The 23,761-nt window shown below is 71.0% G+C and carries 23 protein-coding genes and 1 tRNA gene; 10 read left to right on the top strand and 14 right to left on the bottom strand.

The window, feature by feature from the left end; all coding sequences use genetic code 11:
* Nucleotides 1-24 precede the first annotated feature (24 nt).
* From ETD96_RS10535 to ETD96_RS10515, 5 genes are all read right to left on the bottom strand, one after another.
* On the bottom strand, nt 25-390 hold the full coding sequence (locus ETD96_RS10535; RefSeq protein ID WP_138636129.1) for a GntR family transcriptional regulator: 366 nt from the start codon (nt 388-390) through the stop codon (nt 25-27).
* Nucleotides 387-1,166 carry a hypothetical protein gene (locus ETD96_RS10530; protein ID WP_138636128.1) on the bottom strand — a complete coding sequence of 260 codons (780 nt, stop codon included), beginning with the start codon at nt 1,164-1,166 and terminating at the stop codon, nt 387-389. Before ETD96_RS10530 ends, ETD96_RS10535 begins: the two co-directional genes overlap by 4 nt.
* Before the next feature lie 502 nt (nt 1,167-1,668).
* Nucleotides 1,669-4,383: an ATP-dependent DNA helicase gene (locus ETD96_RS10525; RefSeq protein WP_138636127.1), complete on the bottom strand. Its 2,715-nt coding sequence runs from the start codon at nt 4,381-4,383 to the stop codon at nt 1,669-1,671.
* A gap of 191 nt (nt 4,384-4,574) precedes the next feature.
* Nucleotides 4,575-4,766, bottom strand: coding sequence for a DUF397 domain-containing protein (locus tag ETD96_RS10520; RefSeq protein ID WP_138636126.1), 192 nt, complete (start codon nt 4,764-4,766; stop codon nt 4,575-4,577).
* On the bottom strand, nt 4,757-5,566 hold the full coding sequence (locus tag ETD96_RS10515; RefSeq protein WP_138636125.1) for a helix-turn-helix domain-containing protein: 810 nt from the start codon (nt 5,564-5,566) through the stop codon (nt 4,757-4,759). The genes ETD96_RS10520 and ETD96_RS10515 overlap by 10 nt, the downstream gene beginning before the upstream one ends.
* A 137-nt stretch (nt 5,567-5,703) precedes the next feature.
* Here ETD96_RS10515 and ETD96_RS10510 point away from each other — a divergent pair, with 137 nt between their 5' ends.
* The gene (locus tag ETD96_RS10510; RefSeq protein WP_138636124.1) at nt 5,704-6,099 is read left to right on the top strand and encodes an ATP-binding protein; all 396 of its coding nucleotides are present in this window, start codon (nt 5,704-5,706) and stop codon (nt 6,097-6,099) included.
* Nucleotides 6,100-6,811: 712 nt separating this feature from the next.
* Here ETD96_RS10510 and ETD96_RS10505 read toward each other — a convergent pair.
* The 4 genes from ETD96_RS10505 to nagA all read right to left on the bottom strand — a co-directional run bounded on the left by ETD96_RS10505 (nt 6,812) and on the right by nagA (nt 9,492).
* A tRNA-Ala gene (locus tag ETD96_RS10505) sits at nt 6,812-6,888 on the bottom strand.
* A gap of 47 nt (nt 6,889-6,935) precedes the next feature.
* On the bottom strand, nt 6,936-7,457 hold the full coding sequence (gene sepX / locus ETD96_RS10500) for a divisome protein SepX/GlpR (protein ID WP_138636123.1): 522 nt from the start codon (nt 7,455-7,457) through the stop codon (nt 6,936-6,938).
* 215 nt (nt 7,458-7,672) lie between these two features.
* Entirely contained in the window at nt 7,673-8,302 is a 630-nt protein-coding gene (locus tag ETD96_RS10495; protein ID WP_138636122.1) for a GNAT family N-acetyltransferase, read from the bottom strand.
* 74 nt (nt 8,303-8,376) lie between these two features.
* Entirely contained in the window at nt 8,377-9,492 is a 1,116-nt protein-coding gene (nagA, locus tag ETD96_RS10490) for an N-acetylglucosamine-6-phosphate deacetylase (protein WP_138636121.1), read from the bottom strand.
* 94 nt (nt 9,493-9,586) lie between these two features.
* On the opposite strand from nagA, the gene ETD96_RS10485 reads away from it, so the two are divergent.
* Nucleotides 9,587-10,420 carry a DeoR/GlpR family DNA-binding transcription regulator gene (locus tag ETD96_RS10485; RefSeq protein WP_338072543.1) on the top strand — a complete coding sequence of 278 codons (834 nt, stop codon included), beginning with the start codon at nt 9,587-9,589 and terminating at the stop codon, nt 10,418-10,420.
* Nucleotides 10,421-10,429: 9 nt separating this feature from the next.
* Here ETD96_RS10485 and ETD96_RS10480 read toward each other — a convergent pair whose 3' ends face one another.
* Nucleotides 10,430-11,599: a class I tRNA ligase family protein gene (locus tag ETD96_RS10480; protein WP_240807482.1), complete on the bottom strand. Its 1,170-nt coding sequence runs from the start codon at nt 11,597-11,599 to the stop codon at nt 10,430-10,432.
* A gap of 283 nt (nt 11,600-11,882) precedes the next feature.
* On the opposite strand from ETD96_RS10480, the gene ETD96_RS10475 reads away from it, so the two are divergent.
* Together ETD96_RS10475 and ETD96_RS10470 are read left to right on the top strand one after the other, a co-directional pair.
* The gene (locus tag ETD96_RS10475; protein ID WP_138636120.1) at nt 11,883-12,332 is read left to right on the top strand and encodes an ATP-binding protein; all 450 of its coding nucleotides are present in this window, start codon (nt 11,883-11,885) and stop codon (nt 12,330-12,332) included.
* Nucleotides 12,333-12,334: 2 nt separating this feature from the next.
* Nucleotides 12,335-12,760, top strand: a complete 426-nt coding sequence (locus tag ETD96_RS10470) for a VOC family protein (RefSeq protein WP_138636119.1) — start codon at nt 12,335-12,337, stop codon at nt 12,758-12,760.
* Nucleotides 12,761-12,781: 21 nt separating this feature from the next.
* On the opposite strand, the gene ETD96_RS10465 is transcribed toward ETD96_RS10470, so the two are convergent.
* Complete coding sequence (locus ETD96_RS10465) at nt 12,782-13,678, bottom strand: hydroxymethylglutaryl-CoA lyase (RefSeq protein WP_138636118.1); 897 nt, start codon at nt 13,676-13,678, stop codon at nt 12,782-12,784.
* A gap of 127 nt (nt 13,679-13,805) precedes the next feature.
* Between ETD96_RS10465 and ETD96_RS10460 the strand changes: the two genes are divergently transcribed.
* From ETD96_RS10460 to ETD96_RS10440, 5 genes are read left to right on the top strand one after another with little or no spacing between them, the layout of a single operon-like run.
* On the top strand, nt 13,806-14,480 hold the full coding sequence (locus tag ETD96_RS10460; protein WP_205719200.1) for a GntR family transcriptional regulator: 675 nt from the start codon (nt 13,806-13,808) through the stop codon (nt 14,478-14,480).
* Nucleotides 14,481-15,704 (top strand): CaiB/BaiF CoA transferase family protein, encoded by a 1,224-nt coding sequence (locus ETD96_RS10455; RefSeq protein WP_138636116.1) that lies wholly within the window; start codon nt 14,481-14,483, stop codon nt 15,702-15,704.
* Between the two features lie 26 nt (nt 15,705-15,730).
* The gene (locus ETD96_RS10450; protein WP_138636115.1) at nt 15,731-17,791 is read left to right on the top strand and encodes a hydantoinase/oxoprolinase family protein; all 2,061 of its coding nucleotides are present in this window, start codon (nt 15,731-15,733) and stop codon (nt 17,789-17,791) included.
* Nucleotides 17,791-19,686, top strand: a complete 1,896-nt coding sequence (locus tag ETD96_RS10445; RefSeq protein ID WP_138636114.1) for a hydantoinase B/oxoprolinase family protein — start codon at nt 17,791-17,793, stop codon at nt 19,684-19,686. The genes ETD96_RS10450 and ETD96_RS10445 overlap by 1 nt, the downstream gene beginning before the upstream one ends.
* Nucleotides 19,683-20,309, top strand: a complete 627-nt coding sequence (locus tag ETD96_RS10440) for an isochorismatase family protein (RefSeq protein WP_138636113.1) — start codon at nt 19,683-19,685, stop codon at nt 20,307-20,309. Before ETD96_RS10445 ends, ETD96_RS10440 begins: the two co-directional genes overlap by 4 nt.
* On the opposite strand, the gene ETD96_RS10435 is transcribed toward ETD96_RS10440, so the two are convergent.
* Nucleotides 20,302-20,928 (bottom strand): TetR/AcrR family transcriptional regulator, encoded by a 627-nt coding sequence (locus ETD96_RS10435; protein WP_138636112.1) that lies wholly within the window; start codon nt 20,926-20,928, stop codon nt 20,302-20,304. The two genes, ETD96_RS10440 and ETD96_RS10435, sit on opposite strands and share 8 nt — an antisense overlap.
* Nucleotides 20,929-21,031: 103 nt before the next feature.
* Between ETD96_RS10435 and ETD96_RS10430 the strand changes: the two genes are divergently transcribed.
* A complete protein-coding gene (locus ETD96_RS10430; RefSeq protein ID WP_138636111.1) occupies nt 21,032-22,069 on the top strand; it encodes an oxygenase MpaB family protein in 1,038 nt (345 codons plus the stop codon).
* Between the two features lie 15 nt (nt 22,070-22,084).
* On the opposite strand, the gene ETD96_RS10425 is transcribed toward ETD96_RS10430, so the two are convergent.
* Nucleotides 22,085-22,816, bottom strand: a complete 732-nt coding sequence (locus ETD96_RS10425; RefSeq protein ID WP_171068961.1) for a TIGR03943 family putative permease subunit — start codon at nt 22,814-22,816, stop codon at nt 22,085-22,087.
* Nucleotides 22,813-23,761, bottom strand: a 949-nt coding sequence (locus ETD96_RS10420; protein WP_138636109.1) for a permease, incomplete at its 5' end; no start/stop codon positions are given. The genes ETD96_RS10420 and ETD96_RS10425, both read right to left, overlap by 4 nt.

Here is a 23,761-nt window from a genome sequence, read left to right as displayed (position 1 = left end):
GTTCCGGACGAGTATCCGGTGGTCTTATGGGCTTGAAGCATGGCCCAGTGCCGCCTCGACGATCCGGATCGCCTCGGTGGGATCGATGCCGACGCTGGCGATGACCGCCGCGTATTCGCGGGCGGCGCGGCGGGCCTGCTCGCGGGCCGGTTCTCCGGCGGCGGAGACGAATGAGCCGGCCCGTCCGCGCGTCTCGATCAGCCCGGCCTCCTCCAGCTCCCGGTAGGCCCGGCCGACGGTGTTCACGGCGAGGCCGAGGTCGGCCGCGAGCCGGCGGATCGTCGGTAGTCTCGTGCCGACGGCGAGCGACCGGTCCTGGATCTGCCTCGCGAGCTGGGCCCGGAGCTGCTCGTACGGCGGCGTCGGCGAAGCCGCGTCGATGACGATCATCGGTTGATCATGGCCCGTCGTGCCGCCGTCGCGACACCGGTGGTCCGGCGCTGGATCAGCCAGAGCGCGATGGCGCCCGCGACCACGAGCGCCAGTGAGACCGCGTTCCACCAGCCGAGCGATTCCCCGTACAGGAAGATGGCCGGCATTGACCACACCAGGCCGGGTGTGACGAGGGCGCGGGCGTCCTCGACCCGCATGATGACATCGGCCGTGAGCGACGCCTCGTCCTCGGCTACGGCGGGGCTTGCCAGCACTTGGCGCAGCTGCATGATGGTGCCGGCGCCGGCGCCGGCGAGGCCGATCAGCACGACGATCGCCCCGGACCGCAAGCCGGAGTCCGAAACTGGCACCACGCTCACCGCGAGCAGCAGGGCGCCGGTGAAGGTGGCGGCCGTGAACAGGGCATACGGCCGGCCCAGGACCGTCGGCCATCCGAGCTCGACCGGATGGGCCACCCGCCGGGACAGTTGCGCCCCGGCCCGCCGGTCGACGCGCCGAACCCACCAGCCGAGCAGCCACTGCGCCACCAGCAGCCCGGCCACCAACGCCGCCAGCACCAGCAGCGGCCGCCAGGAGGACGTGACCTGGACGGGGAGCGCCAATGCGTGCGTGAGCGCCGCGCCGATCAGGAACGCGGCCAGCAGGAGGCTGTCGACGATCTTGGCGCGCCGCCGCACCGCCAGCCGCGCCACGAGCAGCGGGGACGGCTCGGCGTCGGCCAGGCCGTGCCGGATCAGCCACCGCCCAGCCTCCGTGTGATCCGCCTGGCGCATGCCGCCACCTCCGAATGTCGCAAGCTTTGTCCCAATAGGATGAGTCATAGGTTGCGACAATGTCAATCTCGTGTCGGACGCCGTCACCCTGGCCAGGCCGAACCCGGTCGGCGTGCGGCACACCACGCCTGGCCGGGAACGGTCGGCCGCGGGCCAGCCCGCGCGATCACGGTGTCCCGGACTGGTCGCCGCGATCAGCTTCAGGTCGTTGACGCCGCCCGCTCCGCCGCAGGCGGCATCCGCGGGACGCGGGAGTCGGTGGCCTCGGTAGGGCAGTAGGCCTGCCCTCAACGCCAACGCTGCCCGGCAACTGCTCGACGATTTCACCGCCCCACGTCTCTTGAACGCATGGCGGTGCGGGAGTGCTTCGAGGAGGCGAGCCATCCGCACATCGGCAGTACCGAATCATCCGCCCCCACCCTGCGGCATGAGCAGATGTTCCTACTGGGGAACGCCGCCGGTCGTCCCCTTCCACCTGTGCCCTGCCTGGGTGCTCCTCCACTCACGGAGAACGCCGGGACCCAGCGACGGGCGCGAGTCCACGGCGCTTCGACAGAATTGCGACGTCCTTAGGGCTTGTGCCCCGCCGAAGGCTCCTCAGCACAGACTGCTGGGTCTCTGGCGTCCAGAAGATCTTGAGGCTTTCCCGTGCCCGAGTGACGGCCGTGTAGAAGATGCTGTGTGTGATGTCGTCCTCGTTGGCATCGGTGATGACGATCTTCACCGAGTCGTACTCGAGGCCCTGCGCCTTATGGATCGAGACGGCGTAGGCGACTTGGAACGGCACGGAGGTGTTGAGCGAATCGTCGTCCTCGTCGCTGATGTCGTAGTCGTAGACGGAGAAGCGCACCGTCGAGCCCTCAACCCACTCCAGTTCTCCACCGCTGATGTCGATTTTGGTGACCGGCCGGTCCAGTTCGACATCGAACTGAATCTGACCTCGGGCAACATCGATGTGGACGATCCGGCCCTTCAGGTTGTTGTAGATCACCGGCCGAAACCGCTCGGTCTCATGGAACAGGACAGGATCGCCGACCTTGTAGGTGGAGACACGCCAGGTCGTCGCAGGGTTCGGGTTGCCGCTCTGAAGGAAACGGTTGACGTTGTTGATGCCATAGAGCCCGTCGTAGTTAAGGCACAGGATGATCTCGTCGTGGCGCTGAGGCTTAAACAGAGACCTGTCGAGCACGGTCGAGTAGCCGTTACGGGCGATGGCCTCGGCGATGTCGTCCTCGAGATTGCGTACCTTGCCCCAGAAACCCAGGAGCGACTCGCTGGTGGTTCGGAACGGAGTCGTCAGTTCGAACACCGAAGCGCTGGGGATAAACGACCGGATGATGCTAAACCAGTTGCCGAACTGGATCGACTCGATCTGGAAGACGTCGCCGACTAGGACAAGCAACTTGAAGGACGTCTTCTCCAGTACCTTGAGCAGGTCAGCATTGCTGACGGTGCTGCACTCGTCGATGACCAGAAGGTCATACTCCAGATCCGAGGCGGCCTGGTAGATCTGGCTGCTAATCGTCCGGAAGGTCGAGCCCTGAGCAGTGACCCTGCGCTTAAGGTTGTCGATCGCCGGGTTGGTGTGAGCCAGGAAGAGCTTGGCCTTGTCGTTGAAGTAGTTCGCGATGTGATCGACCATCGTGGACTTGCCCGTGCCGGCCGCGCCGTAGACCAGGGCCACCTTCGACTGGCTGAACAGACGGGCGAGCGCGTCCCTCTTGGCATCGTCGTCGATACCGCGAGGTGCCTCATCCAGCCAGCGCTCGATAGCTACCGTGTAGCCATCGACCCCTGACGAGGCATACTTCCGCAGCTTCTCGACAATGCTGACAGTGTCATCCTCGTACCCGCGGAGGAAAACCTGGCCCTTGTCCTGCACCAGCTGACGTCCAGTGTGCTTGTAGTAGAGCGAGCCGTTGTAGGTGGCGATCAACTCGGCGACGTCTCCGAACTCCTCAAGATCGGCGACGGGGGTGTAGAGCATTCCGTGACGGTCGACGTTGTTTCGCACTCGCCGGGCGAGCAACTCGTGCTTTCGACCGGTCATGTCGAGGCTCTCAACGAGGTCCCAGTAGCGTGGGTTGTGTCCCGGCAGTGAGGTACAGAAGGGCATCTGGTCGAACGGGATGCAGCCGTAGAGCAGGTTCAGCCCGGACAGAGGGCCGCAGCTCTCCCAGTTGTGCTGCAGCCTAAGCACCTGGTTGTGCATCCGAAGCATGAGGTAGCGGATGACGTTGTGCCCCGGAGCGGCCGACCGCACGATGCGGCGTGCTTCGTCCAGTACCGGGAAGATTTGCGCCTTGTTGACACCGACGGTGCCCTCGGCCTTGGTCGCCGTGTACTTGTCGTCGGGCATGTCGATGAGGTCGAGCAGACTGCCCGAGTCCACAGTAAGGCCCCGCATCAAGTAACCGTACTCGGTGGAATTAGTCCGAACATTGGTAGTAATACCCAGGAGGCGCGCGAAGTTGTTGAACTCGCACGGCCGGATCGACACCTCCCACTCGCCAATGATCGTGATCGGCATCCTCTGATCGAGGACCTCGATCGAGTCACGCTGGAGCGTCAGCATCGCCGAGTACTTATCGGTCATGTCGATGTCGGTGAATGCGATCATGCGGTCGAACTTGCTGACCTGGTTGACGGCTCGGTAAAAGGTGACCTCGTAGTAGATACGTCCGCCGACGAAGAACGGGCGCGTCTTATGGATGTAGTAGCGATGCCGCGTTCCACTACCCGACCCCGTCGAACGCAGCGCCTCGATCCGGGCAGCGATCTTCTCATGGTACTCGCGCAGCGACGGGTCGAGATCGACCGGGAACGACTCCAGGTTTGCCAGCACGGAAATCCCGCAGCTGTCACCTAGCAGGGCGCGGATACGCAGGAGGTACTCGTAATACTTGAGCATCAAGCGCTCGGAGGCGTCCCCGTCCAGCGTGTAGTGAGACGCACTGATCTGAATAAGCTTGTGGAACTTTCCGAGGAAGTTCAGCCTGGCCTTAGCCTTGACGAAATCGAGTCCTGGATTGATTGTCGCGTAGTTGTACTCAGCATCATCCGTGCCCGTGTGTAGACGGACGGCGACGCCTTCGACCAGGTTCCGAAGCTGAGCAAGCACGTTCTGTGACAGTAGAGCGCGCTGATCCGGCAGCGAGTCGATGTTCCGACAGATCGCCGCATCCGTGCTATGGATGTGCTCCACGACCGTAGTCATAAATCTTCACCTCTTTGCTTCGCCACCGTCGAGTGTCTGCTGATCTGCTGCAGATCACGCCTGCTCGACTCACCTCGAAGACGTGTGCCAACTTGAGTAGGAAGCCGCTGACAGTGGTGCCTGCGGTGCTCGGCGGAGGCCGGACGTTCAGACGCGTGGGCCGTCACGCTGGCAGGGTGGGGGGCGGATTGTCAGTGGGTGTTGGCGGCGGATTGGACGGCTGTGCGCAGGGCCGTGTGGGTCAGGAGGAGGACGGGGCCGTCCGGGTCCTTGCTGTCTCGTACTGCCACCACCGCATTGGTCACGTCCGCTAGTTCGACGCAGTTGCCTCCGCTTGAGGTGCTGCGGCTGCTCCGGCGCCAAGTAACGTTGCTCAGGTCCATTTTTCTATTGCCTTCCTAATGACCTCGCGCGACGCATCTTCCGTGAGTGCTCGTGCACGAAGCTCGATCAGAGTTCGTGCCAGAGTGGCCAGGTCCGTCGGGTTGTCCGTTGCGATGCCGCGGATGGCCGTCTCGACGTAGGCAACCTCGCTGCGGTCCTCCATCGTTGCAATCATGAAGTCACCCGAGTTGCCGGTGTGCTCACCGCTTGCCAAGACTACTTGGATCGTGATGTTCGGCAACATGCCCATGGTGAGCAGGTGCTCCAGCTGGTCCTTCATCGTCTCGGCGGTACCGACTTGCCGGTAAAGGGCGTGCTCGTCGAGCAGCAGCACAAAGAGCGTGGGAGGAGTTCCATCGTCCCTGGTGAGGATGGATTGACGTCGCAGGCGGAGGTCCATCGCCTCCTGGTTGCCCTTCAGCAGGACCGACATGTAATCCGGTGTCTGTAGCAGTCCAGGGATCACGCCGTGCTCCCAGCAGACCAGCATCACCGAATCACCCTCCATCTGCGGCCAGTCGAACCAGACCGGCACAGGGTGACCGTCCTTGTTCAGGTCCTCCCACAGAGTGATCAGCGCTCCGCCTGCCTCCAGGTGGTCGTCGATGATCTCGACAAAGGGCCGCGTGGCGCGCTTCTTCCCCGCCTCGATGCGGCTCACCTGGGCGGGGCTGACCTTTGTGAGATGGGCGATCGTCTCCTGTTTGATGCCCTTGCCCTCCCGTAGCCGGCGCATCTGCCGACCGAAGGCGATGAGCGCAGCTGACTCCCTGGGGCGCTGACGTCGTACCGGCGCCATGATCCTTTTCTCCTCTCGGCAACTTGCTGCTTGTTTGTGCTGCTTACCGCTCGACGCCACTTGAGTGCGGCAAGTCAAACGGTAGCCCGGATAGTGGCTCAATGTGTGTTGTTCAACACACACAGTGAGGAGAGGTCATGGGCCATGCGGCATACGCGAGCGAGATGGCAGTGAAGCAGGATCTACAGGTCGTCGCGGAGGTCCGGGAGTTCGTACGTCTGTTCACCGGTCAGTACGGCATGGATGACTTCGTTCCGTGCCTGGTGGCGAGCGAGCTGGTCACCAACGCGCTCCGCTACGCGTCCGAGAAGGACGGCGACGTGACGCTGCGGCTGGACCGCACCGAGGACGGCGCGCTGTGGATGGAAGTCCAAGACGCGACCAACGACCTGCCGCGCATGCTGGAGACGGACGCGGTCAGCGAGACGGGCAGGGGGCTGTTCATCGTCGATCAGTACGCCCGCTGCTGGGGCATCCGCGCCCTTGCTGAGGACGCTGGCAAGGTCGTCTTCGCCGTCATCGACGCGACATGAACCGTCACGGCATGGCGGCCGAGGCGTCGGCGAGGTTAGGCGTCGTCCCCGAGGCGCCTAACCTCGCTGCCGACGGCGCTCGGCCCGCGACCCCCGGCTCAGGCTGCGACCGGCGCGAATTGGCGATCGTTCGACTTCTGAGTGCCTACGGGCAGGAGTCTCGAGGAGTGCGTGACCCTCGACCGGTGGACTCGTCGAGCGGCATCGGCTGGTGCCGTGCGAGGTGCCCGCAGGTTCCATGCCGAGGTAACTCCCGACCTGTCTGATGCTGGCAGAGAGGCGTCCTGCATGGTCCCTATTCAGGTTGACCAGGAGAGCACCTTGTGTGGACGGACTAGAGCTTCACAACGACGGGGTTGCTGAGCGGGCTCACTCTGGAGCTGGAAGGGCAGCCTTGTTTGAGCCCGTGGCTGGGAGCCCAGGCAAAACGTGACGCTTCTCCTGCCGATGCCTTCGATGCGTCGGCGTGGATATCGAAGTTGCGCCGTCGGCGTAGAACGCCGCTGGGATCGCACGCTGACTTGTTGTGCGACATGCCAGCGGGGGACGGGCAGTCCGAGCTGCGCCGGAGCCACGGGAGTCGCCGAGTGGCGGAGAGGTGAGACCTAGCCTGCCGGGGGTCTGTCATCTGGTGCCGGTTGGTTCTTGATGACAAACGATCAAGGGCCTGATCGGATTATGCTCCGATCAGGCCCTTGACCTGCGTATTCGTTGGTGGAGCTGAGGGGATTTGAACCCCTGACCCCCTCGATGCGAACGAGGTGCGCTACCGGACTGCGCTACAGCCCCAACGACTCCGTAAGGTTAGCAAACATCCGGGGGTGCTCGCGCATCGGTTACTCGCCGACGGCTCGGCGGTCGTCGGCGTACTGGTCGAAGACCTCGTCGGGGGTGACGAGTTCGATGACCTCGGCCGGTTCGGCCTCCTCGGCGGCGCGGCGGGCTTCGAGGGCCCGGGCGCGGGCGGCGGCGGCGCGGGCGGCCTCGGCGGCGGCGCGGCGGCGGGCGGCGTCCATGCCCACGGCCACGCGGAGCAGGACCAGGTGGCCGGCCAGGAGGGCGGCCGGGGGCAGGGTGACCCACCAGGGGGCGACGCCGGACGCGACGACGGCCCCGGCGGTGATGACCAGGGCCGTGAGGCCGGTGGTGCGGCGGCGGCGCCGGGCGATGACGGTGGCGCGGGTCACGCGGCGGCGGGGTTCGGGGGCCGCGGTCTCCTCGGGCTCCTCGGCCTCGTCGTCGCGCTTGTGGAGCAGGCGGGAGATCCCGGACGCCTCGGTGTCGCGGCGCAGCCACATGGGCACGAGGACGACCGCCCAGACGGCGACGATGGCGAGGTACAGAACGGTGCTGCTCACCGGCCCCACCGTCCCAGGGCACGCTCAGTAGGCGGGCCGACTTTCGGCGCGCGAACGTGCAATGGGAGCAGGGTCACGCCCCGCACGGTACGAGGGGCTGTCAGAGGTTGACGAGCATAAGGGGCGGTGTGTCGCGAGATCGATCTCGCCGTTACTCTCCGTTTGCCCGGCCTTCTCGTTCGCAGGATTCTTACGGCCGGAAAGTCACGGGCGGCTCAGCCGCCTCGGGGAAATGCCTGTTTGCGGTCGGCGAGCCAGCGGGCGCGCAGGCCGCCGGGGACGTCCTCGACGGTGAGGGCGTAGCAGATGTGGTCGCGCCAGGCGCCGTCGATGTGCAGGTGGCGGCGCCGAATTCCCTCTTCGCGGAATCCGAGCTTTTCGACGACGCGGCGGCTGGCGGTGTTCTCCGGGCGGATATTCGCTTCGAGGCGGTGCAGGCCGACGGTGAAGAAACAGTGGTCGACGGCGAGGGCGACGGCGGTGGGAATGACGCCGCGTCCGGCCACTCGCTTGTCGACCCAGTAGCCGATCTGCGCGGAGCGGGCGGAACCCCAGACGATCGCGCCGATGGTGAGCTGGCCGGCGAACTCGTCGTCGTGGGTGACGACCCAGGGCAGGGCGAGGCCCTGCCGGGCTTCGCGGCGCATGGTGTGCACCATGCTGACGTAGGGCCCGAGGCCGCTGCGGAACAGCGGCGTCTCCGGGTTGGTGGGCTCCCAGGGGCGGAGCCAGTCGGCGTTGCGGACGCGCAGTTCGCGCCAGGCGGCGGAGTCGCGGTGCCGCAGCGGGCGCAGCCCGACGGGACCCTCGGTCAGCGTGACCGGCCATCCCCGTAGACGTTCCACGGTTCCATGATTCCCTTGTCGGACGTCTGGACGCCATCAATTCTCGCCGAGAATTCGGGCACCCGGGACGATCGTCACACCCGGCGTCCCCGCTTCATCACCCAGTCGACGCGGAGGTCGTCGTCGAGGACGACCAGATCGGCGTCCTTGCCGGGTTCGAGGGAGCCGGTGCGGTCGTCCAGGCCCAGCGCGCGGGCGGGGACGAGGGACGCGGCGCGGGCGGCGTCCTCGATCGGCAGGCCGAGGCTCGTCACGGCGAGGCGGAACGCGTCCGCCATGGTGATCGTGCTGCCGGCGATGGAGGTCCCGCCGGCGAGGACGGCGCGGCCGTCGCGGACCTCGACGTCCATGACGCCGAGGCGGTAGGCGCCGTCGCCCATCCCGGTGGCGGCCATGGCGTCGGTGATCAGCGCGACGCGGGGGGTGGCGGCGAACGCCAGCCGCGCCACGGCGGGCTCCACGTGGACGCCGTCGTTGATCAGTTCGACGGTGACGCGGGGGTCGTTCAGCGCGGCGGCGATCGGCCCGCCCTCGCGGTGGTGCAGCGGCCGCATGGCGTTGAACAGGTGCGTCGCGACGCGGGCGCCGGCGTCGAAGGCGGCGCGGACGGTGGCGCCGTCGGCGTCGGTGTGGCCGACGGCGGCGATGACGCCGGCGGCGGCGGCGTCCCGGACGAGGTCGAGGCCGCCCGGCAGCTCCGGCGCGACGGTGATCATGCGCAGGTGGCCGCGGCCGAGCCGGACGAGCCGCTGGAACTCGGCGGGGTCGGGGTCGCGCAGCAGCGCCGGGTCGTGGGCGCCGCAGCGGTCGTGGGACAGGTAGGGGCCCTCCAGGTGGATCCCGGCGATCAGGCCGTCCGCGGCGAGGTCGGCGAGGCCGGTGACGGCGTCGGCGAGTTCGCGGGCGTCGCCGGTGACCAGGCTCGCCATCGTGGTCGTGGTGCCGTGGGCCAGGTGGAAGGACACGGCGCGGTCGGCCCCGTCGGGACGCTGGTACGACACGCCCGCGCCGCCGTGGACGTGCATGTCCACGAAGCCGGGGACGACGTGGCGCCCGGCGAGGTCGATCTCCTCGCCCGCGGCGGCGGTGGCGATCTTGCCGTCGGCGATGTGCAGGTCCCCGTGCCGGACGCCGTCCGGCAGGACAATCCGGGCGTTGGTCAGGGTCAGCCCGGGGGCCGGCTTCGACATGGGACTCCTTCGCTGCTCGCCGCTGATCATTGCTGATTGTTCCACCGCGGGAACGTGCAGGTAAGGCCAGGGGCGCGCAGGCTAGAATCCTCGGATGACCTTCGCCCCGGACGGTTCCCCGCACGCCGGAAAGGGGGCCGGCGTGTCCCGGCACGAGCGCTGGAACGCGCTGCTCGAACTGCTCGCGGACGCGGGCCGGCTGACGGTGGAGGAGGCGGCCCGGCGGATGGGGGTGTCGGCGGCGACGATCCGCCGCGACTTCGACCAGCTCGCGCAGCAGCAGATGCTGGCCCGCACCCGCGGCGGCGCCGTGGCGCAGAGCGTCAGCTACGACCTGCCGCTGCGCTACAAGGCGGCGCGGCACGCGTCGGAGAAGCAGCGGATCGCGGCGGCGACCGCCGAGCTGGCGGTGCCCGGGTCGATCATCGGGCTGAACGGCGGGACGACGACCTCGGAGGTCGCCCGGGTCCTCGCGACCCGCGCCGACCTGCACGCCGAGGGCGCGACGCCGGCGCTGACGATCGTGACGAACGCGCTGAACATCGGCAACGAGCTGGCCGTCCGGCCGCATGTGAAGATCGTGCTGACCGGCGGGGTGCCGCGGCCGCAGTCCTACGAGCTGACCGGCCCGCTGGCCACCGGGATCTTCGACCAGGTGACGCTGGACGTGGCGATCATCGGGGTGAACGGGGTGGACGCCCGGCACGGCGCGACCTGCCACAACGAGGGCGAGGCCGACGTGAACCGGCTGATGGCCGAGCGCGCCGAGCAGGTCGTCGTGGTGGCGGACGGCTCCAAGGTCGGGCACCGGGCGTTCGCCCGGATCTGTCCCGTCGGCGCCATCGACGTCCTGGTCACCGACGAGACGGTGCCGGACGCGGAGGTCGCGGCGTTCACCGAGGCCGGCGTCCGGGTGATCCGCGCCTAGCGAGCCCTGTCAGGCGAGTGCCAGCAGGTGGAGGGCGAGCCGTGCTGACCCGGCGCCGTCCTGTTGGGCGATGGCCAGCGCGGTGGGGACGTCGAGGTCGTCGAGAAGCGCCTGCGTGACGGCCTCCTCGGCGGTGGCGGAGGAGGGGCGGCGCCCGGCGGCGGTGTGGAGCCGGTCCAGGACGGCCGCGGCCTCGTCGAGGGCCTCCGGGGTGTAGTCCCAGGGCTCCCGCCAGGGCGCGGTGATGAGCATGAGCCGGACGGCGACGGCCGGGTGGTCGGGGACGAGGTCGGAGACGAGCACCAGGTTCCCGGTGGACTTGGCCATCTTCTCGCCGTCCCGGCGGACGACGCCCACGTGCAGCCAGGCGCGGGCGAAGGGCCGCACGCCGGTCAGCGCCTCGGCCATGGCGGCCTCGTAGGCGTGGTGCGGGAAGCGCAGGTCGGCGCCGCCGCCGTGCAGGTCGACGGCGGGGCCGAAGATGGTCATGGCCATCGCGGCGCACTCGGCGTGCCAGCCGGGGCGGCCGGGGCCCCACGGGCTGGGCCAGGCGGGCTCGCCCGCGCGCGACGGCCGCCAGACGGCGACGTCGAACGGGTGCTCCTTGGCGGGGTCGCCGGGGTCGTCGCCGTACTCGGCCAGCAGCGCGCGGGCCTCGTCCTCGCCGAGCCCGACGCGGCCGGGGACGTCGGCGCCGCGGAAGAGCACCGCGCCGTCCCGCAGGTAGGCGTGGCCGGACGTGAGGAGCCCCTGCGCGAGCGCGATGACCTCCCGGACGTGGTTGTGGGCCCGCGGCTGGTGGTCGACGGCGTGGACGCCGAGCAGGTCGAGGTCGCGTTCGAAGTAGTACTGCTGGACGGCGGCGAAGCTGTCGTAGGGGCTGCCGGCGCGGTGCGCGGCCTGGTCGAGCACGTCGTCGACGTCGGTGACGTTGCGGCAGACGCGCACGGTCCCGCCGGCGTGCCGCAGGACGCGGGCGGCGATGTCCGCCCAGACGAAGGTGCGGGCGTGGCCGAGGTGGGTCGCGTCGTACGGGGTGATCCCGCAGACGTACATGCGGGCGGGTCCGGCGACGGGCAGCGGGCGGCCGCCGAGCCGGAGGGTGCGGTCGGGCGCGCCGGCGCCGCCCGCGCCGCCGCTCGCGGGGGCGCCGCCGTTCGCGGGTGCGGTGGAATCCACGGGAACGCGTTCCTCACGCTGGTCGGGAGGCCCGGGGGCCCTGGCACTCGATGAGGTTTCCTCCCAGTGTGCGAAAAATGCGGTAAAGGCAGTACCCCCGGCGTCCCTCCGCTTGGCGACCTCGCCGCCGGGCGCGGGGCGCGGCGGGGCATGCCGAACCTGAAAGGTCCCGTCTAACGTGCCGGTGATCAGGGAAGACCCCCGTTGGGCGGGCCTCGCCGTTCGCTCGCGAAGGGGACCATGGACGCTTGCCCTGGGGCAACGAGTGCGCTCGGAGGACGCCATGACCGGCAGCGGGGAGCGCGTCGGCGATCCGCCGGACACGGAGGCGCCGCCCGCCGAGCGGGCCGCGCGCCCGCGGCGGCTGCCCTTCGACGCCGCCGCGCTGAAGGCGGCGCGGGCGCTGGTGGTCGAGGGCGCGGCCGAGGCCGGGCTCGACGAGGACCGGATCCAGGACGCCGAGCTCGTCGCCAGCGAGCTGACCGCCAACTCGATAGAGCACGGCGGCGGCGCCGGGGTGCTGTGGGTCTGGCACGACGCCACCCACCTCGTCATCGAGGTCAGCGACGCGGGCCATATCGCCGACCCGCTGGCGGGCCGGCGCCCAGTGCCGCCCGACTCGATCGGCGGGCGGGGGCTGCTGCTCGTCCATAAGCTCGCCGACTTCGTCCGCATCCGGACAGAACCCGGCAGAACCGTCATCCGGGCCTACTTCACCCGCGCGATGATGTGATCATGACGGAGATCTCAGCGCAGGGCTACGGACCGGACCACGCGTCGCCGTTCGCCTTCGCCGTGCACCATGTGCAGATCGCGATCCCGCCCGGCAGTGAGGACGCCTGCCGCGCCTTCTATGTGGACGCCCTCGGCATGAGGGAGATCGCGAAACCGCCGGTGCTCGCCGCGCGTGGCGGGCTCTGGGTGCGCGCGGACGCGCTGGAGATCCATCTCGGCGTCGAGGAGGACTTCCGCCCCGCCCGCAAGGCGCATCCCGGCATCCGCGTCGACGACCTGGACGCCCTCGCCGAACGGCTGGCGCAGCACGGCACCGAGGTGGCCTGGGACGACGCCTTCCCAGGCCACCGCCGTTTCTACGCCTTCGACAACCTGGGCAACCGGCTGGAGTTCCTGCAGCGGGACGGCACGCGCCCCGAATGGTGACCGGCCGCCGGGCCGCGCCCGTCAGGACGCGGGGAAGGGCCCGGCGCGGCCGAGCAGCGCCTGCACGGGGCTGTCCAGCCGTTCGCTCAGCCAGGCCGCCGTCTCCGTCACCGGGGCCATCTGGACGCCGGTCCTGACGCCCATCCGGTCGAGCGCGTAGACCAGGTCCTCGGTCGCGATGTTGCCGGTCGCGGCGGGCGCGAACGGGCAGCCGCCGAACCCGCCGGTGCTCGCGTCCAGCGCGCTCACCCCGTGGTCGAGCGCGGTCAGCGCGTTCGCGTAGCCGGTGTTGCGCGTGTTGTGGAAGTGGCAGCGCAGCGGCACGCCGGGCGCGATCTCGGCGGCGCCGGTCAGCAGCGCGCGCACCTGCGTCGGGACGCCGACGCCGATGGTGTCGGCCAGCGCGATCTCGTCGGGCTCGCTCTCGGCGATCCGCCGCACCAGGTCGAGGACGCGCTCGGCCGGCACCTCGCCCTCGAACGGGCAGCCGAAGGACGCCGCGATCGTGACGCTGCGGAACAGCCCGGCGGCGCGCGCGTCGGCGGCGATCCGCGCCCAGTTGGCCAGCCCCTCCTCGACCGAGCAGCCCTGGTTGCGGCGGCTGAACTCGTCGGTCGCCACGACCACCACGTTGACCTCGTCCACGCCGGTGGCGAGCGCCCGGTCGAGGCCGCGCGGGTTGAGGACGAGCCCCGCGTAGCGCACCCCGTCCGGCCGGGGGACGCGCTCCATCACGGCCTCCGCGTCGGCCATCTGCGGGACGCGCTTGGGGTTGACGAAGCTGACCGCCTCGATCCGCCGCAGCCCGGCGGCGATGCTCCGCTCGATGAGCCGCACCTTGTCGGCGGTGGGCAGGATCGCGGCCTCGTTCTGCAGCCCGTCCCTGGGCCCCACCTCGATGACTTCGACGTCCGCCATGGGCCCTTCCCTTGTATGCAATCTGACGACATGCCGAGAATCGGCCAGGCAGAACCCTTGTGTCAAGCGACCGGAATGCTTATCTTGCATGCAATCGACCGCTGAGGAGGTTCGGATGGTCCGTGCCGTGGACCGTGTGTACACACGGCTGCGCGCCGACATCCTGGACGGCGTCCACCCGCCCGGGGCACGGCTCGGCGAGGCCGAGCTGGCCGAGCAGACCGGCTCCAGCCGGACGCCGGTCCGGGAGGCGCTGCGCCGGCTGGAGGTCGAGGGGCTGGTCGAGGTGCTGCCGCACCGCGGCGCCCGCGTCCCCGACTGGACGCCGGAGGACCTGGAGGAGATCTACGACCTGCGGATGCTGCTGGAGGGCGCCGCCGCGCGGCGGGCCGCCACCCGGATCGAGCCGAAGGACGTGGACCGCATGGACGAGCTGTGCGGCCTCATGGAGCGGGCGGCGGACCCCGGCGACGGCCAGGACCTCGACCGCGTCGCGGAGCTGAACGCCGAGTTCCACGGCATCGTCCGCGCCGCGGCGGCGAGCGCCCGGCTGGTGTCGATGCTCAACGCCGTCGTCCAGCTCCCGCTGGTGATGCGCACCTTCCACCGGTACTCGCCGGACGACCTGGCCCGCAGCTCCGCGCACCACCGGGAGCTGGCCGCCGCGCTGCGGGCGGGCGACGGCACCTGGGCCGAGTCGGTGATGCGGGCGCACGTGCTCGCCGCGAAGGCCGTCCTCCTCCGCGCCTCCCGCCGCCCCGCAGACGACCCAGACGACGACACCGAAACGAGGATCCGCTAGATGTCAACGCACGACGGCGCCGCTCAGGACGCCCGGGGACCGCTCGCCGACCTGCGCGTGGTGGAGATGGGGCAGTTGCTCGCCGGCCCCTTCTGCGGCCAGCTGCTCGGCGACTTCGGCGCCGAGGTGATCAAGCTGGAGTCGCCGGGCGCGGGCGACCCGATGCGCCAGTGGGGACGGGAGAAGCCGCACGGCAAGTCCCTGTGGTGGCCGGTGGTCGCGCGCAACAAGAAGTCGGTGACCTGCAACCTGCGTACCGCCGAGGGCCAGGACCTGGCGCGGCGGATCATCGAGCGGGCCGACATCGTCGTGGAGAACTTCCGCCCCGGCACGCTGGAGCGCTGGGGCCTGGACTTCGACGCGCTCCGCGAGGCGAACCCGGGGCTGATCCTCGTCCGCGTGTCCGGTTTCGGGCAGAGCGGCCCGTACGCGCCGCGCGCCGGGTACGGGTCGATCGGCGAGGCGATGGGCGGCATCCGGTACGTCACGGGCGACCCGGAGAACCCGCCGTCCCGCGCGGGGATCTCGCTCGGCGACTCGCTCGCCGCCGTGTTCGCCACGATCGGCGCGCTCGTCGCCGTCCACCACCGGAGCAACACCGGCCGGGGCCAGATCGTCGACTCGGCGATCTACGAGGCGGTGCTGGCGATGATGGAGTCGCTGCTGCCCGAGTGGGCCGTGGCCGGCTACCAGCGCGAGCGCACCGGCTCGGTGCTGCCGAACGTGTCGCCCAGCAACGTGTACCCGACCGCGTCCGGCGAGATGATCCTGATCGCCGCCAACCAGGACACCGTGTTCGGACGCCTCGCGAAGACGATGGGCCGCCCCGAGCTGGCCGAGGACCCCCGGTTCGCCGGGCACGCCGACCGGGGCCGCAACATGGCCGAGCTGGACGAGCTGATCTCCGCCTGGTCGGCGACGCTCGGCACCGAGGCCCTGCTGGAGACGCTGCACGAGGGCGGTGTCCCCGCCGGCCGCATCTACACGGCCAAGGACATGTTCGACGACCCGCACTTCGCGGCCCGCGAGGCCATCGTGCGGCTCGTCCACCCGGACTTCGGGGAGCTCCCGATGCACAACGCATTCCCCAAGCTCAGCGAGACGCCGGGATCGGTGCGGCACGCCGGTCCCGCGCTCGGCGAGCACAACCGGGAGGTGTACGGCGGCCTCCTGGACCTCGGAGAAGAAGAGATCGCCGCGCTGGCCGAGCGCGGAGCCATCTAGAGCAGGTACGGCATCGGGAGACCGACATGGGTTATCGCCTAGGCGTCGATGTAGGAGGCACGTTCACCGACGTGCTGCTGGTGGACGAGGAGACCGGCGTCAGCCACCGCGCCAAGACGGCGTCCACTCCGGCGGACCAGTCCGAGGGCGTCCTGAACGGCATCCGCAAGGTGTGCCGGGACGCGGGGATCGAGCCGGCCGAGGTCGCGCACGTGCTGCACGGCACCACGGTCGCGACCAATGCGATCCTGCAGGGCAGGGGAGCGCGGGTCGGGCTGGTCACGACCGAGGGGTTCCGGCAGGTGCTGCAGATCGGCCGGTCGTTCGTGCCGGGCGGGCTGGCCGGCTGGATCATCTGGCCGAAGCCGGAGCCGCTGGCCCGGCTGGAGCACACCGTGGAGATCCCCGGCCGGATCACGGCGGACGGCGAGGTCGTCACCCCGCTGGACGAGGACCGCGCCCGCGCGGCGCTGCGCCGGCTGGCCGGGGCCGGGATCGAGGCGCTCACCGTCTCGCTGATCAACTCGTACGCGAACGACGCGCACGAGCGGCGGGTCGCGGAGCTCGCGGCCGAGGAGCTGCCGGGCGTGCCGGTGTCGCTGTCCAGCCACGTGCTGCCGGAGATGCGGGAGTACGAGCGGACCGTCACGACCGTGGCGAACAGCTACGTGCAGCCGGAGGTCGCCCGCTACGTCGGCAACCTCGACCGGTCGCTGACGGGCAGCGGGATCGCGGCGCCGCTCGCGGTGCTGCGCAGCGACGGCGGCCTCACGCGGGCCGACAAGGCGGCCGAGGACCCGGTGTCGCTGCTGCTGTCCGGCCCGGCGGGCGGGGTGACCGGCGCGGTGTGGTTCGCCGAGCAGGCCGGGTTCCCCGACTTCCTCACCTTCGACATGGGCGGGACGTCCACGGACGTCGCGCTCGTGCTCGGCGGCCGTCCCCGGATCGGCCGGGAGACGAGCGTCGGCGACCTGACCGTCCGGGCGACCAGCGTGGACGTCCGCACGGTCGGCGCGGGCGGCGGCTCGATCGCGCACGTCCCCGAGCTGACGAAGGCGCTGCGGGTCGGGCCGCAGTCGGCGGGCGCCGACCCCGGCCCGGCCGCCTACGGCACCGGCGGCACCGACCCGACGGTCACCGACGCCAACGTGGTCCTCGGCTACCTGCCGACGGAGCTCGCCGGCGGGGAGATCTCGCTGGACGTCGAGGCGGCCCGCAAGGCGGTCGGCACCGTCGCCGAGGCGATGGGCCTGCCGAGCGTCGAGGCCGCCGCGGCGGGGATCATCGACATCGTCAACGAGAACATGCTGGGCGCGCTGCGGCTGATCAGCGTCCAGCAGGGCTTCGACCCGCGCGAGTTCGCGCTGATGTCGTTCGGCGGCGCGGGCCCGCTGCACGCCAACGCGCTCGGCCGGCTGACCGGCTCGTGGCCGGTGATCGTGCCGCCGTCGCCGGGCGTGCTGTGCGCCTACGGGGACGCGACGACCTGCGCCCGCGACGAGAGCGCCCGCACGATGGTGCGCCGCTTCTCCACCCTCGACGACGCCGAGCTGCGCGCCGCGCTCGCCGAACTGGCCGACGCCGCCGCCGGGCGGCTGGAGGCCGAGGGCGTCCCGCGCGACAGCCAGACGGCGACGTACCAGTTCGACCTGCGCTACCACGGGCAGGGCTTCGAGATCCCGGTCGAGGTCGACCGCGCGACCGTGGACGGCGACCTGCTCGCCGAGCTCGGCGCCGCGTTCGACGCCGAGCACAAGCGGCTGTTCTCGTTCCTGCTCGACAACGAGCGCGAAGTGATCAACCTGCGGGTCACCGTGAGCGGCCCGCGCCCCGAGGTCGCCTGGCGCACCCTCCCGGAGGGCGACGGCGACCCGGCCGCGGCGCTGGTCCGCGAGACCGAGGTGTGGATGGACGGCGCGTCCGTGCCCGCCCGCATCTTCGACCGTTCCCTGCTGCGCGCCGGGGACGTGGTGCCCGGACCGGCCGTCGTGGTCGAGATGGACTCCACCACCCTCGTCCTGTCCGGGCACGCCGCGACCGTGCACCCGAGCGGCAGCCTGCTGATCCGTCCCACTGAGGAGGGCTGATGGCCGAGATCCTGCAGACCACCACGGAGCCGGTCGGCCGGGTGGAGGTCGACCCGGTGACCCTGGACATCATCGAGAACGCGCTGCGCAACGCGCGGCACGAGATGGACGAGGTGCTGTTCCGCACCGCGCTGTCCCCGGGGATCCGCGAGCAGCACGACGAGTTCCCGCTGATCGCGGACCCGTCCGGGAAGATGGTCGTCGGCCAGTTCGGCCTGTCGGTGCCCGACTTCCTGGAGAACTTCGACGGGACGATCGGCGAGGGCGACATCCTCATGACGTCCGACCCGTACGCGTGCGGCGCCGCGATCAGCCACGCCAACGACTGGCTGCTGGTCGTGCCGATCTACCACGGGGGCCGGCTCGTCGGCTGGTCGTCGATGTTCGGCCACATGTCGGACGTGGGCGGCAAGACGCCGTCGTCGATGCCCGCCGACGCCCGCACCATCTACGAGGAGGGCGTGGTCGTCCCGCCGTTCAAGCTGTACGAGGGCGGTGAGCTGAACGAGGCGGCGCTGCGCATCATCCTCAACCAGGTGCGGATGCCCGACTGGAACCGCGCCGACCTGAACGGCCTCGTCGCGGCCTGCACGACGGCGGCGCGGCGGGTGACCGAGCTGTGCGACCGGTTCGGCGTCGAGACCTACCTGTCCGCGCTGGACGCCCTGCTCGACCGCAACTACCAGGCGATGAAGGTGCTGCTCGCGACCCTCTTCGAGGACGGGCAGACGCTGGAGTTCGCCGACTACATCTGCGACGACGGCTGCGGATACGGCCCCTACGAGCTGAAGATCTCGCTCACCCGCACCGGCGAGAAGATCCACCTCGACTTCAGCCACGCCGCGCCGCAGGCGGTCGGGCCGATCAACTACTTCATCAACGAGAACCTCGTCCGGATGTTCTTCGGCATCTACGTGATCACGGTCGCCGACCCGCAGATCCTGTGGAACGACGGCTTCTACCCGCTGATCGATGTGACGATCCCCGAGGACTCGTTCTGGAAGCCGCGCCACCCGGCCGCGCTGAACGCCCGCAACCACGGCATCGGCCGCGTGTTCGACCTGTTCGGCGGGCTGCTCGGGCAGACGAACCCGGAGATCCTGAACGCGGCGGGGTTCTCGTCCTCGCCGCACTTCATGTACTCGGGGCACTACACGTCCGGGCCGCGCGAGGGCGAGTGGTTCCAGCTGTACTCGATCGGGTTCGGCGGCGTGCCGGGGCGCCCGGTCGGGGACGGCCCCGACGGGCACTCGCTGTGGCCGTCGTTCGTCAACATCCCCTGCGAGTACCTGGAGTCGTACTACCCGCTGCGCATCGAGCGGTGGGAAACGATCGCCGACTCCGGCGGCGCCGGCCTGCACCGGGGCGGCAACGGCGTCGACGTCGCGTACCACTTCGAGGAGCCCGGCACGATCGCGATCCACGACGACCGCTGGCTCACCTACCCGTGGGGCGTGAACGGCGGCCGTCCGGGGGAGCGTGGCCGCAAGTGGATCGACCGGGCGGACGGCACGCGCGAGGTGCTGCCCAGCAAGGTCCACGACGTGCCGGTGGCGCCGGGCGACGTGCTGCACTTCGTGACGTGGGGCGGCGGCGGATGGGGCGACCCGCTCGCCCGTCCCGCCGAGCTGGTCGCGACGGAGGTGCTGCGCGGCCTCGTGACGGCCGAGGGCGCCCGCGACGGGTACGGCGTCGTCTGCACCGGCGACGGCGTCCTCGACGAGGGGGCCACCGAGCTGCTGCGGGCGAAGATGGCCGCCGACCGGCCGGAGATCCCAGTCTTCGACATGGGGCCGCCGCTGGAGGAGATCCTCGCCCGCTGCGAGGAGGAGACCGGGCTGCCCGCGCCGCGCCCGCCGGTCGACGTCCGCTCCGCGGAGGCGCTGCGCCGATGACCGGCCCGGACGACCTGATGGCGGACTACCGGGAGTCCGGCTTCGGCGAGAGCCTCGGCCGCGGCGACGCCCCGGCGGTGCTGGTGGTCGACTTCGCCCGCGCCTACCTGGAGGACGGGTCGCCCCTGCGCGCCCCCGTCGAGGACGCCCTCGCCGCGGCGATCACCCTGATCGGCGCGGCGCGGGACGCCGGCGTCCCGGTGCTGTTCACGCGGGTGACCTACCAGCCGGGCGGCGCGGACGGCGGGCTGTTCCGCCGCAAGGTGCCCGCGCTGCGGGTGTTCGAGGAGGGGAGCCCCCTCGGCGACTTCGCCGAGGGGGTCGCCCCCCGGCCGGGGGAGACCGTCGTCACCAAGCAGTACGCGAGCGCGTTCCACGGGACGTCGCTGGCGGCGACGCTGACCTCGTCCGGCATCGACACCCTGTTCATCTGCGGGCTCTCCACGAGCGGCTGCATCCGGGCCACGGCCACGGACGCGCTGCAGCACGGGTTCCGCCCGCTCGTGGTGGACGAGGCGTGCGGCGACCGCGACCCGCGCCTGCACGCCGCCAACCTGCTCGACCTCCAGGCCAAGTACGCCGACGTCGTCTCCCTCGACCGCGCCCTGGAGCTGCTCACCTGACCGCGGCGGCGCCGTGGAGCGCGAGGGAGAGCTCCACGGCGCTGTCGACGACCGCGTCGAGGTCGTCGCCGAGCCGCCCGTCCGCCCACCGCTGGGCCAGCTCGGTCATCGCGCCGGTGAACATGGTCGCGGCGACGACGACCGGGAGCCGCGGGTTCTCGATGTTGCTCATCGCGAGGACGCCGTCCAGCAGGGCGGTCTGGGCGGCGCGGCGCCGCTCGGCCAGCACCTCGTTGCCGCGCGCCTCGGCGAACAGCACGCGGCCGCGGCGCGGGTCGTCGCTGATGAAGCGGAGCACGCTGCGGATGCCGGCGCGCGTCCGCGCGTCCGGGCTCGGCCCGGCCTCGTCGAGCGCGGCCGCCAGCGCCTCGCCGAGGGCCGCGGCCTCCCGGTCGTAGACGGCCGCCAGCAGCTCGTCGGTATCGGGGAAGTTCTCGTAGAAGTACCGGGTGTGCAGTTCGGCCTCCCGGCACACGGCGCGCACCGTGAGGGCGGCCTCGCCCTCCTCGCCGAACAGCCGGTACGCGGCCCTGACCAGCATGTCGCGCCGCTCGTCCCGCCGCCGGCTCGCGGGCACCCCGGCCCACCGGGTGGACGTGGCCGTGCGCGCGTTCGCCATGCCCCGACGATACCCCCGGCCCGCGCCGGGCATCCCCAGTCTGGACACGGGTGTACCCAAACACTTACTCTGGCCACAGTTGTAGCCAGAATTGGGAGTCCAGATGGCGGCCACCACGACGAGTTCCGGCAAGAGCAGCCCCGGCAAGAGCAATGTCGTCGCGACGCGCTTCGAGCGGGCCTTCGACGCCGATATCCGCTCCAGGTTCTTCAAGGGCCTGGACTTCGCCGGCCCCGACGGCGACCCCGGCTGGTTCGGGCCCGGCAGCGCGGTCTGGTACGTGCACTCGCACCTGCCCACGCTGATCCTCGGCCTGGTCGGCGCCGCCTACATCGAGGGCCTCGACCCGAGCATCAGCTGGATGGCCTACGACCACTCCCGCATCCCCGAGCGCGTCGACGGCATCCCGACCGGCAACATCGACCCGGAGGGCGCCGCCGTCCGGCTCGGCCACTCGCTGTCGTTCTTCATCGGGACGGCCTACGGCTCCACCGCGACCGCCGAGCGGCTCGCCCGCACCGTCCGCGCCATGCACCACACCGTGAAGGGCACCCGTCCCGACGGCCTGCCCTACGACGCCGACGACCCCGAATGGCTGCGCTGGAACTACGCCACCGTGGTGTGGGGGCTCGCCACCGCGCATGAGCGCTACCACCGGCGTCCCCTGCGCGGCCCCGCACTGGACCGCTACTACGGCGAGTTCGTCCGCGTCGGCGAGGCCCTCGGCGGGACGGACCTGCCCGCCACCAAGGCCGAGGTCGCCGACTGCCTGGAGTCCTACCTGCCGCGCCTGGCCGTCACCCCGATCAAGGCGTTCGCGACCGGCCCGAACCTCCGTGACAGCAAGGCCAAGCCGTGGGAGCCCGGCAGCCCGTTCATGGACTGGGCCGCCCGCGACATGCTCCCCAGGTGGGCGCAGAAACTCTGCCTGTACCAGCCGCCGAACCCGGTGGCGCTGCGCGCGCGCAGGGCGACGCTGTGGCTCGTCCTCAACGGCCTGCACGACGCCACCGGCCCGATCCGGGAGTACCGCGAGGCCGAGGCCCGTGTCGCGGGCGGCGCCTCCGCCCCGGTCGCCTCGACGGCACCGGCCGCGCCCGACCCCGTCCTCACGCGGGACGAGGTGGAGGCGACCGCCTGACCCGGTCGCGCGGGCTCAGTCGTAGGGCTGCTCGGGCCGGGGGATCGGGACGGTCTGCGTCGCGTCCATCGCCTGCTCGTCCGTCGGCGGGGTGCCCGCCGGCGGGCGGCGCCAGGTGCCGGTCACCTGCACCCACCGGTCGGCGGGCGGCTGCGGCACGCCGTGCACGATGACGCGGAACGCGACGGCGTCGCCCGCGCAGCACGCGATCTTCATGCGGGTGAGGTACCAGCCGCCCTCGCGGCGCGGGGTGACGAACCCGGTCAGCCGCACCCGGACGCCCTCCAGCGCCCTCGGGTTGCCGCGCTGCGCCTGGAAGGCCCGCCCGATGTACTCGCCGATCGACATCTGGGTCGGCGCCACGGACACGGCGATCTCGCCGTACTGCCGCGAGTCCGCCGGGGGCGCGGGCGCCCGGCCGGTGCCGCGCGAGGCCATGTACGACCCGAGCGCGGGCGGCGCGACCACGGCGATGACCAGCACGGGCAGCCCGAGCAGCCACGCGACCCGCGGCCCGCGCGAGTGGTCGTGCCCGTGGTCGTCATGCCCGTGGTCATCGTGGTCGGCGGGCGCCGGGCGGCGGACGAGCCCCGCGACGCCGAGCACGATCAGCACCGCGGCGGCGGTGAGCAGCGGGATCCGGAAGCCCGGCCGCACGTAGTTCAGGTACTCGCCGGTCGGCAGCGTGATCCAGACGGCGGCCAGGCCGAGCGTGATCAGCAGCAGCGACTGCGCGTGCCGGTTCACAGCAGGATCCCTCCGGCGGCGGTGCCGCAGACGACGGCGAGGACGAAGGTCAGCGGGACGAACCGGATCGCGAACGAGCGGCCGAAGAACCCGGTCTGCAGCGCGATGAGCTTGAGGTCGACCATCGGGCCGACGACGAGGAAGACGAGCTTGGCGGTCGGGGAGAAGCCGGTCAGGCTCGCGGCGACGAACGCGTCCGCCTCCGAGCAGATCGACATGAGCACCGCGAGGAACGCCAGCACCAGGATCGACGCCAGCGGGACCCCGCCGACGCCCGTCACCCACTCCGGCGGGATCAGCACGTTGATCGTCGCGGCGGCCAGCGCGCCGACCACGAGGAAGCCGCCCGCGTGCATGATGTCGTGGGTCATCGCCTCCCGGAACGCCGTCCAGCGGGCGGCGCCCTCGGCGGGGCGGCGGCGCGGGACGCGCAGCCACTCGCCCTTCCCGAACAGCAGCCACGCCCAGCCCGCGACGACCGCGGTGAGCAGCGACGCCCCGAACCGCGCCGCCGCCATCTCCGGCTGCCCGGGGAACGCGACCAGCGTCGCGACCAGCACGACCGGGTTCACGGCGGGCGCGGCGAGCAGGAACGTCAGCGCGGCGGCGGGCGCCACGCCGCGCGCCATCAGCCCGCCCGCGACCGGCACGGACGCGCACTCGCAGCCGGGCAGCACGGCGCCGAGCGCGCCCGCGACGGGGACGGCCGTGCCGGGGCGGCGGGGCAGCACGCGGGTCCAGAACGACGCCGGGACGAACGCGGTGATCGCGGCGGACAGCGCCACGCCGAACACCAGGAACGGCAGCGCCTGCACGCACACCGCGACGAAGATCGTCGACCAGGCGTCCAGGGCCGGGGCGGAGACGCCGGGCGCCACCCAGCGGCGCCCGGCGACGAGCACGACGGCCGCGGCGCCGAACAGCCACAGCGCTCCGCCGAGGGTG

Source organism: Actinomadura geliboluensis (assembly GCF_005889745.1).
Classification (GTDB): Bacteria; Actinomycetota; Actinomycetes; order Streptosporangiales; family Streptosporangiaceae; genus Spirillospora; species Spirillospora geliboluensis.
The sequence above is the reverse complement of the archived record's forward strand: the minus strand, read 5'-3'. Positions and strand labels throughout refer to the sequence as shown.

Excerpts from the sequence above, each read along its gene's own strand:
- ETD96_RS10535 (WP_138636129.1), bottom strand. The coding sequence starts at position 390 with ATGATCGTCATCGACGCGGCTTCGCCGACGCCGCCGTACGAGCAGCTC.
- ETD96_RS10530 (WP_138636128.1), bottom strand. The coding sequence starts at position 1,166 with ATGCGCCAGGCGGATCACACGGAGGCTGGGCGGTGGCTGATCCGGCAC.
- ETD96_RS10525 (WP_138636127.1), bottom strand. The coding sequence starts at position 4,383 with ATGACTACGGTCGTGGAGCACATCCATAGCACGGATGCGGCGATCTGT.
- ETD96_RS10520 (WP_138636126.1), bottom strand. The coding sequence starts at position 4,766 with ATGGACCTGAGCAACGTTACTTGGCGCCGGAGCAGCCGCAGCACCTCA.
- ETD96_RS10515 (WP_138636125.1), bottom strand. The coding sequence starts at position 5,566 with ATGGCGCCGGTACGACGTCAGCGCCCCAGGGAGTCAGCTGCGCTCATC.
- ETD96_RS10510 (WP_138636124.1), top strand. The coding sequence starts at position 5,704 with ATGGGCCATGCGGCATACGCGAGCGAGATGGCAGTGAAGCAGGATCTA.
- nagA (WP_138636121.1), bottom strand. The coding sequence starts at position 9,492 with ATGTCGAAGCCGGCCCCCGGGCTGACCCTGACCAACGCCCGGATTGTC.
- ETD96_RS10485 (WP_338072543.1), top strand. The coding sequence starts at position 9,587 with ATGACCTTCGCCCCGGACGGTTCCCCGCACGCCGGAAAGGGGGCCGGC.
- ETD96_RS10475 (WP_138636120.1), top strand. The coding sequence starts at position 11,883 with ATGACCGGCAGCGGGGAGCGCGTCGGCGATCCGCCGGACACGGAGGCG.
- ETD96_RS10470 (WP_138636119.1), top strand. The coding sequence starts at position 12,335 with ATGACGGAGATCTCAGCGCAGGGCTACGGACCGGACCACGCGTCGCCG.
- ETD96_RS10465 (WP_138636118.1), bottom strand. The coding sequence starts at position 13,678 with ATGGCGGACGTCGAAGTCATCGAGGTGGGGCCCAGGGACGGGCTGCAG.
- ETD96_RS10455 (WP_138636116.1), top strand. The coding sequence starts at position 14,481 with ATGTCAACGCACGACGGCGCCGCTCAGGACGCCCGGGGACCGCTCGCC.
- ETD96_RS10450 (WP_138636115.1), top strand. The coding sequence starts at position 15,731 with ATGGGTTATCGCCTAGGCGTCGATGTAGGAGGCACGTTCACCGACGTG.
- ETD96_RS10445 (WP_138636114.1), top strand. The coding sequence starts at position 17,791 with ATGGCCGAGATCCTGCAGACCACCACGGAGCCGGTCGGCCGGGTGGAG.
- ETD96_RS10440 (WP_138636113.1), top strand. The coding sequence starts at position 19,683 with ATGACCGGCCCGGACGACCTGATGGCGGACTACCGGGAGTCCGGCTTC.
- ETD96_RS10435 (WP_138636112.1), bottom strand. The coding sequence starts at position 20,928 with ATGGCGAACGCGCGCACGGCCACGTCCACCCGGTGGGCCGGGGTGCCC.
- ETD96_RS10430 (WP_138636111.1), top strand. The coding sequence starts at position 21,032 with ATGGCGGCCACCACGACGAGTTCCGGCAAGAGCAGCCCCGGCAAGAGC.